The 11,540-nt window shown below is 42.9% G+C and carries 14 protein-coding genes; 5 read left to right on the forward strand and 9 right to left on the reverse strand.

All coding sequences use genetic code 11. The annotated features are described in order from the left end of the window. Nucleotides 1-40: 40 nt before the first annotated feature. Both B1s21122_RS03810 and B1s21122_RS03815 read right to left on the reverse strand, forming a co-directional pair. Complete coding sequence (locus tag B1s21122_RS03810; RefSeq protein ID WP_095680555.1) at nucleotides 41-1,270, reverse strand: MFS transporter; 1,230 nt, start codon at nucleotides 1,268-1,270, stop codon at nucleotides 41-43. Between the two features lie 2 nt (nucleotides 1,271-1,272). Continuing rightward, the gene (locus tag B1s21122_RS03815; RefSeq protein ID WP_095680554.1) at nucleotides 1,273-1,797 is read right to left on the reverse strand and encodes a copper resistance CopC family protein; all 525 of its coding nucleotides are present in this window, start codon (nucleotides 1,795-1,797) and stop codon (nucleotides 1,273-1,275) included. Nucleotides 1,798-1,865: 68 nt separating this feature from the next. Here B1s21122_RS03815 and B1s21122_RS03820 point away from each other — a divergent pair, with 68 nt between their 5' ends. Then, nucleotides 1,866-3,005 (forward strand): HoxN/HupN/NixA family nickel/cobalt transporter, encoded by a 1,140-nt coding sequence (locus B1s21122_RS03820; protein WP_095680553.1) that lies wholly within the window; start codon nucleotides 1,866-1,868, stop codon nucleotides 3,003-3,005. On the opposite strand, the gene B1s21122_RS03825 is transcribed toward B1s21122_RS03820, so the two are convergent. Together B1s21122_RS03825 and B1s21122_RS03830 are read right to left on the reverse strand one after the other, a co-directional pair. Further along, nucleotides 3,002-3,832: an SDR family oxidoreductase gene (locus tag B1s21122_RS03825; RefSeq protein WP_095680552.1), complete on the reverse strand. Its 831-nt coding sequence runs from the start codon at nucleotides 3,830-3,832 to the stop codon at nucleotides 3,002-3,004. The two genes, B1s21122_RS03820 and B1s21122_RS03825, sit on opposite strands and share 4 nt — an antisense overlap. Further along, entirely contained in the window at nucleotides 3,832-4,581 is a 750-nt protein-coding gene (locus B1s21122_RS03830; RefSeq protein ID WP_095680551.1) for an enoyl-CoA hydratase/isomerase family protein, read from the reverse strand. The genes B1s21122_RS03825 and B1s21122_RS03830 overlap by 1 nt, the downstream gene beginning before the upstream one ends. A gap of 89 nt (nucleotides 4,582-4,670) precedes the next feature. Here B1s21122_RS03830 and B1s21122_RS03835 point away from each other — a divergent pair, with 89 nt between their 5' ends. Beyond that, entirely contained in the window at nucleotides 4,671-4,991 is a 321-nt protein-coding gene (locus B1s21122_RS03835) for a chemotaxis protein CheY (protein WP_420021991.1), read from the forward strand. A gap of 71 nt (nucleotides 4,992-5,062) precedes the next feature. On the opposite strand, the gene B1s21122_RS03840 is transcribed toward B1s21122_RS03835, so the two are convergent. Then, entirely contained in the window at nucleotides 5,063-6,157 is a 1,095-nt protein-coding gene (locus B1s21122_RS03840; protein ID WP_095680549.1) for an inositol-3-phosphate synthase, read from the reverse strand. Then, the gene (locus B1s21122_RS03845; protein WP_095680548.1) at nucleotides 6,154-6,696 is read right to left on the reverse strand and encodes a PadR family transcriptional regulator; all 543 of its coding nucleotides are present in this window, start codon (nucleotides 6,694-6,696) and stop codon (nucleotides 6,154-6,156) included. The genes B1s21122_RS03840 and B1s21122_RS03845 overlap by 4 nt, the downstream gene beginning before the upstream one ends. 99 nt (nucleotides 6,697-6,795) lie before the next feature. On the opposite strand from B1s21122_RS03845, the gene B1s21122_RS03850 reads away from it, so the two are divergent. Both B1s21122_RS03850 and B1s21122_RS03855 read left to right on the forward strand, forming a co-directional pair. Next, on the forward strand, nucleotides 6,796-7,452 hold the full coding sequence (locus B1s21122_RS03850) for a LysE family translocator (protein ID WP_095680547.1): 657 nt from the start codon (nucleotides 6,796-6,798) through the stop codon (nucleotides 7,450-7,452). A 107-nt stretch (nucleotides 7,453-7,559) separates the two neighbouring features. Continuing rightward, entirely contained in the window at nucleotides 7,560-8,252 is a 693-nt protein-coding gene (locus tag B1s21122_RS03855) for a PD-(D/E)XK nuclease family protein (protein ID WP_095680546.1), read from the forward strand. On the opposite strand, the gene B1s21122_RS03860 is transcribed toward B1s21122_RS03855, so the two are convergent. Then, nucleotides 8,253-8,963 (reverse strand): lysophospholipid acyltransferase family protein, encoded by a 711-nt coding sequence (locus B1s21122_RS03860; RefSeq protein WP_223299036.1) that lies wholly within the window; start codon nucleotides 8,961-8,963, stop codon nucleotides 8,253-8,255. 44 nt (nucleotides 8,964-9,007) lie between these two features. Between B1s21122_RS03860 and B1s21122_RS03865 the strand changes: the two genes are divergently transcribed. After that, on the forward strand, nucleotides 9,008-10,117 hold the full coding sequence (locus tag B1s21122_RS03865) for an alpha/beta hydrolase (RefSeq protein WP_095680544.1): 1,110 nt from the start codon (nucleotides 9,008-9,010) through the stop codon (nucleotides 10,115-10,117). Here B1s21122_RS03865 and B1s21122_RS03870 read toward each other — a convergent pair. Together B1s21122_RS03870 and B1s21122_RS03875 are read right to left on the reverse strand one after the other, a co-directional pair. Continuing rightward, on the reverse strand, nucleotides 10,107-11,072 hold the full coding sequence (locus B1s21122_RS03870) for an ROK family protein (protein ID WP_095680543.1): 966 nt from the start codon (nucleotides 11,070-11,072) through the stop codon (nucleotides 10,107-10,109). The genes B1s21122_RS03865 and B1s21122_RS03870 overlap by 11 nt on opposite strands. Continuing rightward, nucleotides 11,073-11,507 carry an SRPBCC family protein gene (locus B1s21122_RS03875; protein WP_095680542.1) on the reverse strand — a complete coding sequence of 145 codons (435 nt, stop codon included), beginning with the start codon at nucleotides 11,505-11,507 and terminating at the stop codon, nucleotides 11,073-11,075. Nucleotides 11,508-11,540 lie beyond the last annotated feature (33 nt).

Genomic DNA, 11,540 nt, shown 5'->3' on the forward strand with positions numbered 1-11,540 from the left:
GATCTAAACTTAAAAAGCCTCAGTCAAAGACTGGGGCTTTTTACTTTTTACCTGCGGTCGCAGTTGTCATCAATATTCCAGTTATGGCAAATATGCCGGCCATGATTATCCAACCTAATTGGCCAAGTCCGATGGCAAAGAAAATTACCAAAGAAGGCCCGATTACTCCCATGCCACCAAATCCCATTCGCCACAAACCTTGATAAGCACCTTGGCGATTTTGATCAGCCATCTCAAATGCAATTGACCAACCACCAGTTGAGCTAAGTAATTCACCAACTACATGCACCATCATGGCCAAGATCAACAAGGTTGCCGCTGCTGGCGCTGATAATCCCTTGGCTGCGCCATATAACAAACATGCAAGTGCAATGTAAAAACCTGCTTTTCTAAATTGCGCAGCTCCAATTTGGGCACTTGCAATGCCTTTACTCATTCGCACCTGGAATAAAACAATGGCAACGGTATTAACAAACATAATTACTGAAACCCACCACCTTGGTGCATTGGTTTCCTGGACAACCCAAATTGGAATTGCAATGTTTTGCAAGACAAAATGCATTGTCATAATTCCATGCAAGGTTGCAGCCTTAATATATGGAATATCTCTTAGGATCGTCCAATCAAACTTTTCATGTTCTGAGAGGCTTGGCTTCACATTTGGCACACGTAAGTAGGTAAAAGCGGCTAAAAAGAAGGTGAAAGCATCAATTGCGATCATAGTTTTATAGGCGGTAACGGTATTAATCGCTAAAGCAAAACCTGCCACAACTGTGCCAAAGGCAATTCCAAGATTTGTAACTGCTCTGGTGTAGGCACGTATTTTCACCCGCTCCTCCCCTTCACCAATTCGAGCAATTAATGCCATTCTGGCATTTTGACCAAATACATCAAATATTTCCCAGAGTGATAAAACCAAAAGAAGTGGCCACCAACTTTGCACAAAAAGTAATGAGATTGAACAGATTCCAGATCCAATTAAAGAAACAAATGCGATCAACCTTGGCGGATATCGATCTGCAAAATGTCCAGATGGAATACTTAGACAAAGAGCTAACGCACCTGAAAGTGAAAAAGCGAGCGCAACTTTCTGCGCCCCCAATCCAACAATCAGCGAGAAATAGATAATTCCAGTGGTCATAAAGACCCCGTTGCCAAATGTGTTAATAAAGGAGGAAAGGGTTATCTTTCTAATTACTGGATCAGGTGAAACAACATTCTGGTAATTCTCTTTTAGAAATTCCTTTAGTTTTTGGGTTGCTAAACTCAAAACTATCTATTCCTGCGTCGGTATGAGTAGATGGCAAAAAACAAACCTGAGATTATAAAAATTGCAGATGCTAAATAAATCCCAATTGGATACTCAGCCTCTTTGTTATCTTCCACCCCTTGGGCTGTAACCTCACCAACGCCATAGGTGAACTTGTACTCCCCCTCAACTGGATGGCCATCACTTGAGACCACATGGTAGAAAACAAGGACTGGTCCTTTAACTTCATTGGCAGATAGGGTGACTGTGATGGTATTTCCAGAAATCTGCTCATCTGTTTCACTAACCTGATCACCGACCGCATTATTAACTACGACAAAGTTTGCTTTCTCATCCCCTAGATTTTGTAACTCCTCATCAAATTCAAGGGTTATCGAGGTAGGCCAGCTTTCAATCTCACTTGCGATATCTGGAGTGGCAAGAAGCAACTTGGTGTGAGCCATGGCTTGTGGCTGCTGAGTGAATAGAAGTAGAAGTAAGGCTAAAAGTAATGCTGGGATTGTTTGCTTATTACTTTTAATTCCCATGTAGACACCTTATCAACTCTTCTTCCAAGGTATTTGCAGATGCAAATCGTTTGCAATAACCTTGCGAGGTGAGTAAATCAAAGCAATTACGCCAACACCTGCGCTTTACCAAACAGGAGATCCCCACCCTTATTGGCGTCTTCTCCGTAGTCGCCTTTTTGCATATTGCAGGTTGGGGCTTATTCATTCACTACAACTCAAATCCTGCTTATAGCTCACTAACTAATTCAACTGGCGCATTAGTTTATGCAGGAGCTGGTGCCTTGGCCTACTCATTTGGCTTACGCCACGCATTTGATGCCGACCATATTGCCGCAATTGATGACACCACCAGATTAATGCTGGCTAAGGGAAAGAATCCATTGGCACTTGGCTTATTTTTCTCACTCGGTCACTCAACAATTGTTTTAGCTCTCTGTGTTGGCGTTGCATTTGCAGCCAGGCAAGCTGCTAAATTTCAAAAAGATTTCGCAGAGACCGGTGGACTAATTGGCGCCTCAGTTTCAACAATATTTTTATACCTAGTTGGAATTCTGAACTTAGTAATTTTGGTTGGAATTATTAAGGTTTGGAAGCAGGCTAAAACTGGAAAATTCTCCCATGAACATTTGACTGAGTTGTTAAATGAGCGAGGGTTAATGCGCCGAGTATTTCGTGGAGCTTTTAAGAAAGGCTTTGATCACTCTTGGCAGCTATACCCTGTTGGTGTTTTGTTCGGTCTTGGCTTTGATACCGCAACAGAGGTTGCACTCTTGGCGCTCTCTGCTACCGCAGCCGTTGGCACAGTTGGAGGATTCCTGCCACCACTTGCAATTATTGCTCTGCCTTTAATATTTGCCGCCGGTATGTCTTTAATGGATTCATTAGATGGAATTTTCATGACTAAGGCCTACGCCTGGGCATTTACCTCACCCCTTCGAAAGATCTATTACAACATCACCACCACTGGGCTTTCAATATTTGTTGCATTTGTGATTGGCACAATTCAATTTATTGGGGTGTTAGCTGATAAGACAGATATTGAGAACTACCAGCCATTTACCGTGATCGCAGAGGTTGATTTAAATCGAGTTGGTTTCTTTATTGTGGCATCCTTTGTGGGAGCATGGATGCTCTCAGTTTTAATCTGGCGAGTTGGCCGCTACGAAGAGCGCTACTCCTCAGGAATTGCTGAGACTGAGCACCAACATACTGAATTTAAGCTTTAATCAACGTATAGATCGTTTATAAACTCTTTCGTTCCAGGAACAACTGCATACTTATCTAAATCAACAATTCCTTCACTGGCTAACACCTCATCATCAATAAAGAAGTTTCCGCTGCACTCTTTGCCAGCTCGATTTAAGATTATGTAAGCCGAGTCAGAGATGATCTCAGGTGTACGGCAAAAGTCAGTATCTACGCCAGGAATCATCGCAAGAGCTGCTGTATCGATAGCAGTTCTTGGCCAAAGTGCGTTCACGCCAATGCCATCTCGCTTTAACTCATCTGCTAATCCCAATACACACATGCTCATTCCATACTTTGCCATTGTGTATGCAAGGTGGGGCTTAAACCATTTGCCCTTCATGGAAAGCGGTGGTGAGAGCATCAAGATGTGTGGATTTCCTCCCTCCTCGGCGCTCTTTTTTAAGTAAGGAAGGCATGCTTGTGAGGTTAAGAATGTGCCACGGGTATTAACACCCATCATTAAATCAAATCGTTTAGCAGGGGTATTTTCGGTATTAGTTAAATTAATCGCCGATGCATTGTTAATTAAGATATCAATGCCACCAAACTCATTTGCAGCTTGCTCTACTGCTTGTATTATCTGATTTTCATCTCGAATATCGCATTGAATCGCAAGTGCTTTGCCACCTGCTGCCTCAATATCTTTTGCTGCAGTAAAGATTGTGCCAGGCAATTTTGGATGAGCTTCAGCAGTCTTTGCAGCGATTGCAATTGATGCGCCATCTTTTGCTGCCCGTAACGCAATTGCAAGTCCAATGCCGCGAGAGCCACCGGTAACAAAAATTCGCTTGCCAGCTAAGCTCATTACTTGACCTTACTCTTTTTCGCTAAGAAATTCATAAATGCTATTTGGGCTTCATCTGATTGAGTTGCCATCTTAAACAATTCACCCTCTGCCCGAATCACCTGATTTAAAGCTTCATGAGAGCCACTCTTTAATAATGCCTTGGTGTTAATTACTGCAGTTGGTGGTTGCTCAGCAATCTCTTGGGCAAATGCCATCGCAGCTGATAACTCATCCTCTGAAATTTGATTAATCAAACCCATGCTTAATGCCTCATCGGCAGAAAATGTTCGCCCCGTAAAAAATATCTCAGCAGCCTTTGCATGTCCGACCAGGCGAGGAAATAGGTAACTAGAACCACCTTCTGCTACTAAACCAAGGGATACAAATGGCATAGAGAACTTTGTATCTGGATTTGCTGTAACTAAATCACAGTGCATCAACATAGTGGTGCCAATTCCCACCGCTCTTCCCTTAACTGCAGCGATCAATGGCTTTGGAAAGTTATGAATAGCGAATAGAAAACTAAAAACAGGTGATCCTTCATCCATCTGTGGATCATTTGCAAAATCATTGATGTCATTACCGGCAGTAAATGAGTCACCATTTGAACAAATAACAACAGCCCTAATACCAAAATCTGAAGCCGCTTCATTAATTTTATTTGCCAAGCTTTGATACATCTCTTGGGTAATTGCGTTCTTCTTTTCTGGCCTATCTAAGGTAAGGCGCAGAACGGCGCCGATTTGCTCTGATTTGATAAAACTCACGACGCAATAGTAGGCGCAAATCGCCAAACTTTGCATCTAGTTGTGAATTGCCATCAGCAGGTCCACAATAGCGATCAGATCATTGGAGAGTGGCCTTGGAAGTAAATATTTTATTGCGGGAGTTAACCCCCTTTGAAAAACTGGTCTGCGAACATCTATGTGATGGTTTAACAAATGGCGCGATCGCTAGAACTACCGCCCATACCGAAAAAGTTATTGAAAATACTGTCTCACGTGTTGCCCATGCTTTTTCTATTAAATCAAATGGTGAGGTTAATGTCAGAGTATTACTTGCCTTGGCATATCGAGCCCACTTTGGTGACAAAGCATTTGATAAATTAGGTGTTGCTTGCTCTCACCTAACAGTTGGACCAAATGGTGAGCAAATTTGTGCAAGGCATACTCAGTAGGTATTTCTTTTAATAGGGCAAAAACCCCTAAGGCTTAAAACACCTTAGGGGTTTTTACTTGCTAACTTTTTTTATCTTTCGATATTTCCTTCAATGAACTGCTCAACCTTTTGGTAGGCCTGCTCATCTGTGTATTGAACTGGTGGGGATTTCATAAAGTAACTAGATGGTGAAAGTAATGGACCACCGATTTTGCGATCTAGCGCAATCTTGGCGCAGCGAAGTGCATCAATAATTACACCAGCTGAGTTTGGTGAATCCCATACCTCAAGCTTGTACTCAAGATTTAATGGAACATCTCCAAAGGCACGACCTTCCAAGCGGACATAAGCCCACTTGCGATCATCTAGCCATGGGATGTAATCAGATGGGCCGATGTGAACATTTTTCGCACCCAAGTCATAATCTAATTGGCTAGTTACAGATTGAGTTTTAGAGATCTTCTTAGATTCAAGACGATCGCGCTCTAACATATTTTTAAAGTCCATATTTCCACCAACATTTAATTGGTAGGTGCGATCTAGGTGAACACCGCGATCTTGGAATAGCTTGGCCATAATTCGGTGAGTAATAGTGGCGCCAACCTGAGATTTAATATCATCGCCAACTATTGGCAGGCCAGCCTTTGTGAACTTATCCGCCCACACTGGATCAGATGCAATAAAGACCGGAAGTGCGTTAACAAAAGCACAACCAGCATCAATTGCGCATTGGGCATAAAACTTTGCGGCCTCCTCCGAACCAACAGGTAGGTAGCAGATAAGAACATCTACCTTGCTCGCCTTTAACTCTGCAACTACATCAACTGGGGCAGCATCAGATTCTTTAATAGTCTCTTTGTAGTAGCGACCAAGACCATCTAATGTAGTTCCGCGCTTTACCGTCACGCCAGTTTTAGCAACTGTGGCAAATTTAATTGTGTTGTTCTCACTGGCCCAAATGGCATCAGCAAGATCTAGGCCGACCTTCTTGGCATCAACATCTAGTGCTAATACGAAATTAATGTTTTTGATGTGATAACCACCAAGGACTGGGTGCATCAAACCAGGAATCTCGGATTCGTTAGTAGCATCCTTGTAATAGGTAATCCCTTGGATTAATGAGTTGGCGCAGTTTCCTACTCCAACAATTGCTACCCGGATTTCACCTTTATTTTCTACGCTCACGAGCTCTTCCTTTCGGTATTTATCATCTTTTCCAGCCAAGCGATTTCGCGCTCTGCTGATTCCAATGAGTGACGGCGCCACTCAACTAAGTAGGTATCGATACCTTCTGGAATTTTTGATAGGTCTTTGCGGATTACCTCCGCCTTTTCAACTAAACGCCGGTGGCGTCCTTCTAAAATTCTTACGCGATTATTTCTAGGTGTTGGACCAAAGAATGCGAAGCGAACCTCAAAGCCTTCATCCTCAAATGAATCAGGTGAAGCATTTTGCATAAGCGATGAAAATCGCTCACGCCCCTTTGCAGTTAGCTCATAAACAATTCTTGATCGTCTAGATAATCCGCCGGCGTCGGTGAAAGATTGTTCAATTAATTTTGCTTCCACCATTTTTCGAAGCTGGGGATATAAAACAGAAAAACTTAACGCACGAAATGGGCCATAGATCGCACTCATTCGCTTACGTAATTCATAGCCATGTAGGGCACCTTGTGAGAGCAGGCCAAGGAGAGCGAACTCAAGGGATTCAGACCGAGAACGCATCGCCAGCTCCTATCTACTAGATATATCGAATCGATACTATCGAGTATTAAAACCTATCAACCCCTAAATAGGCAACCCATAGGACCATAGGATTAGCGCGTGTTCACCTCAGATGCCATCCCCTCACGCCTCTGGGAGTACTTAATAGCCACAGTTTTGATCATTCTGGCGCCTGGGCCTTCAGTGCTCTTCACCATTGCTCGGGCGATCGCCTGGGGCAGAGTGGCAGCAATTGCCACTGTGATTGGCAATGCCTTTGGAATGTTCTTAGTTTCAGTCTTAGTTGCATTTGGTTTAGGCCCACTTTTACAAAGCTCAAAACTTTTTTATAACGGCATCCAATGGGCAGGTGGTGCCTACTTAATCTATCTAGGTTATGCCGCGATCGCAGCGAGCAGGGTTGACGCCCAAGGAATGCAAAAAACTGAAGGAAGTAAGCCCTCTTTTTTCACATCGCTAAAAAATGGTTTTTGGGTTGGCGTATTAAATCCAAAATCAGTTGTTTTCTTCGCCGCGATCTTGCCTCAATTTGTTGATCAAGAGAAAAATAATGTCACAGCGCAATTGTTATTGCTGGGCGCAATTTTTGCCACAGTCGCCTTGATCTCAGATGGTAGTTATGGCTTACTGGCGGGCACTGTGCGTAGTTGGTTGGCTGGAGATGTTAAGCGGTTAATTTTTATGCGCAGATTTGGTGGCTTAGTGATGATTGGCCTTGGCGTATTCACCATCTTCTCCGCCTTAGTTATTGGCTAACTAGCCACTCGTGGCGTTAGGCCAGATTGTCAGTGGCAAGGGGCAGACTTACTCCTTAAGAGGAACAAACTAGGGCACTTACTAAGTGCGTAACGAAAAGAGAAATCATGGCTTCATCAAATGCAGTTGGAAATGCTAGAGAGTTTATTTCACCTTCAGATTTAACTTTTTCTTGGGGTTCATGTCATCGCTGTCTTTGGCTTAATTACAACCACGGCTTGCGCACTCCAGGCTTTATGCCATTGGTTGGGGATCTAGCAAATATGCAAGAGAATTACTTTGCTGCTAAAACAACTGCAGATATCGCACCTGTGCTGCCTGAAGGCAAGGTGGCAGATCTTGGTGGTTGGGTTAAATCCTCTTTTATTAATGTAAATGGCGCTGCTACAAAATATGCCATCCGTGGAAAGTATGACTTGTTAATTGAGTTTGCCGATGGCACATATGGAATTATCGATTGTAAGTTCCAAGCAAAAGATTCTGATAAAACAGATCTCTACCAGCCACAACTTGAAGCTTATGCATTTGCTCTAGAAAACCCAGCCTCAGGTGCGCCAAAGAAAGTTTCACTGATGGGATTGCTGGTCTGGTCACTTCTTGAGCCAGCAGGTGATGTAACAAAGGGATTTGGTTTGAAATTAAAACATACTTGGCGGCCAATTGAGCGAAACCCAGCAGCACTTGCTAGCAGACTTACTGATTTTATTACGGTGGTTAGCTCAGATATGCCAGCGGCAAAAGATAATTGCGATATGTGTAATTACTTAAATCAGCGCCGGCAATTTATTGGCGCTCAGTAGTTAAGCATCATCCTCTTCAAAATCAATCTTTTCCTTTAAGCTTTTCTTGATTGCATCCTTTGCATCAGATGCGTACATATTGGGCACGTACTCTTGTTTAGATAACTCCGCTATTTTTTCCATTAATTCATTTGTGGCGCTCCTTAAAACTGCTTGATCAGATGAATCACCAGAGAAGTACATCGGCTCACCAAATACCATCTCAACTCTTCTAACCTTTGGCACCACCTGCCCAGTAGGTTGAATTTCAGCGGTGTTAAACATCGCCACTGGAATAACTGGCGCACCTGACTCAATCGCCATTCGAGCGATTCCAGTTCGTCCTTTATAAAGGCGGCCATCTGGTGATCTAGTTCCTTCAGGATAAATTCCCACACAATGATTCTCACGAAGTAATCGAAGGCCGGTCATAATTGCAGCCTCACTGCGTTTGCCGCCAGAGCGATCAATTGGAACCTGTCCTAAAGCGATGAAGGTAATTTTCTTGATAAATCCTTTAAGTCCTGGGGATGTGAAGTACTCACTCTTGGCTAAAAAGGTGACATTACGAGGAACAACTAATGGCATAAAGATCGAATCACTAAATGAAAGATGATTTGAAGCAATTATCACCGGCCCATTGCTTGGCACATGGCGCAGCCCAGTTACCTTGGGCCTAAAAATAAACATCAACAGCGGGATCAAAAAGGATTTCAAAATCTTGTATGGCACGGGTCTAATTTAGTGGCTAAGCCAATCTATGACACCATTCAAGCGTGAATTCCATTCCAAACTCAGCTGGTTTCACCCTACCGGGTGGAAAAATTGGAGTCTTGGTTATTCATGGTTTCACTGGCTCACCAGTAAGTATTGCGCCCTGGGCAAAGTTTTTAAATAAATCTGGTTACACCGTTAGTGCGCCATTACTTCCTGGCCATGGCAGCAGTTGGCAGCAGATGAATCAAACTACTTGGCAGGATTGGTATGAGCAGGTTGAAAAATCCTTTTTAGAGTTAAAACAAAGTTGTGATCGAGTATTTATTGCAGGGTTTTCTATGGGAGCAGCCCTAGCACTTCGCTTATGCCAGATAAGAGGCAGTGAGGTTGAAGGGTTAATAGTTTTAAATCCATCCGTGCATGATAGAAGATGGTTTATGAAATATGTTCCAGTATTAAAGTTTTTAATTGCATCAGTAGCAAAGGGTGCAACTGATATTGCAGCACCTAATCCACCCGTTCATGCCTACGATCGCACACCACTTAAGGCATTGGATTCACTTCGTAAGTTATGGGCGTTAGTTGAGCGAGATCTTTATCTAATTGATCTACCCATTATGGTTGCCTACTCCGTAAATGATCATGCTGTTGATCCAGAAAATGCAATGACTGTTATAGATAATGTCTTTTCCGTTGATATTCGCGAAGTAGTCTTTGAAAACTCCTTTCATAATGTGGCGCTAGATTTTGATGTTGAGCAGCTAAATATTGAAAGTAAGATATTCATCGAAGATGTTTTAAGTGGGGCGGTTAAACGAGGCTCTGATTTTAATGAGAATGATTTAGTAAATGCTGAGTTTGATTCAATTGTTTCAGGTCTCTCTCTTGATCAATCATCGCCCACCACTTATTTAGATGAATTGGATAAATTCAGCCAAGCTGATCGATTTAGGCAGCCAAATCCCGGCAAGATAAATCTAGATCAAATGCAACGGTTCTCAGCTGTGGCTTTTGTTGGCTCATTTACCTATCTAATTTTGTTTTGGTTAACTGATTTCGAATTCTTTGGCGTGTGGCCAGCCGTCCTTGGCTTTATCTCTTCAGTTGCCACAATCATCTGGCGTACTGCCCGCAAAGAAGGTGATTTAGATGACGGCGCTAGCCTCTAACTAAATCTGCTGCGCCAATTAAGCCAGCATCATTTCCAAACTTAGCTGCAATAATTTTTGGCAATAAATGCGTGCCAGCAAATGGCATGTATTTTTCCATTGCACTTCGCACAGGTGTTAAAAATAATTCACCAGCATCAACTACCCCACCGCCGACCACAATTGCTTGTGGGTCTAGCAATAATGTGTAAGAAGCACAGGCGCTACCTAACCAATCTGCCTGTTTGTTAAAGGCAGCTAATGCCATCTCATTACCTTTTTTCGCAGCCTCTGTTAACGCCGAACCAGTTAAGTTAGAAAGCTCTACGCCACAAAGATCTAATAACTCTTGGCCCGCTGCTGGGTTAGCTGTGATTGCTTCTTTGGCATAACGCATTAAGGCACTTCCTGATGCGTACTGCTCAATACAGCCATTTGCCCCACAACCACACTGCACGCCATTTGGTTGCACAATCATGTGACCAAACTCAGCGCCAATCCCATTAGCGCCTCTAAATAATTTGCCATCAATTACTAATCCACCACCCATGCCGGTGCCAATAATGAAAAACATAACCGGATTTAAACCTTGCGCGTTACCAAACTTATACTCCGCCCACATCGCAGCATTTGCATCATTTTCAGCAATCACTGGCAGGTTAAATACTTTTTTAATCTCGGCAACAAAATTTAATTGACTCAAATTTGCAATATTTGGAGCGCCTACGATTGTGCCCTGATCTTTAGAGATTAATGCAGCAACGCTGATTCCAATCCCTGCTATCTCATGTTTGGCTTGAAACTCTTTTACTAAATCAATTATGGTTGCAACCAACTCTTTGCCACCAGCTAATGGTGTTGGCCTTCTGGCGGAATCAATTATTTTGCCGGTGCTATCAACTACCCCACCTAATACTTTGGTGCCACCGATATCAATCCCAATTGTTAATGCTGAGCTATTAATTGTGGTGCTCAATTAGTTTTCCAGTTTTTCCTTTAACTGTTTTAAGGTCAAATCAATTGTGGCTTTTTCAGCCTTTGTGCGCATCATCTCTGGCACTGGCATGGAAAGTGCAACGGTTAATTCAAAGGTTACCTCAGTTTCATCGCCATTATCTTTAACAATGTAAGCACCAGTCATATCAGTTAACAAATCAGCATCCTCAAGTGAGTAATCAACTCGATCTGGGTAGGCAGACCAATCAAAATTTAAAGTTGGCTTATCTTTTAAAGCGCCGGCGTCAACGCTGAGTTTCACCTGAGTAGGCCTGCCCTCTCCATTGGATGCAAGCACTGTTACAGATTTAAAAGATGTTGACCAGGTTGGAAAGTTTGCGATATCAAATAGCACAGCTCTTACATCATCTGCGCTAGCGGCGATAGTTACCGTGGAAGAGGTTGGATTAGACATGGGGGTAGGTTACCCCGAAGTAGCATCACTTTT

This window comes from Candidatus Nanopelagicus limnes, assembly GCF_002287885.2.
Lineage (GTDB): Bacteria > Actinomycetota > Actinomycetes > Nanopelagicales > Nanopelagicaceae > Nanopelagicus > Nanopelagicus limnae.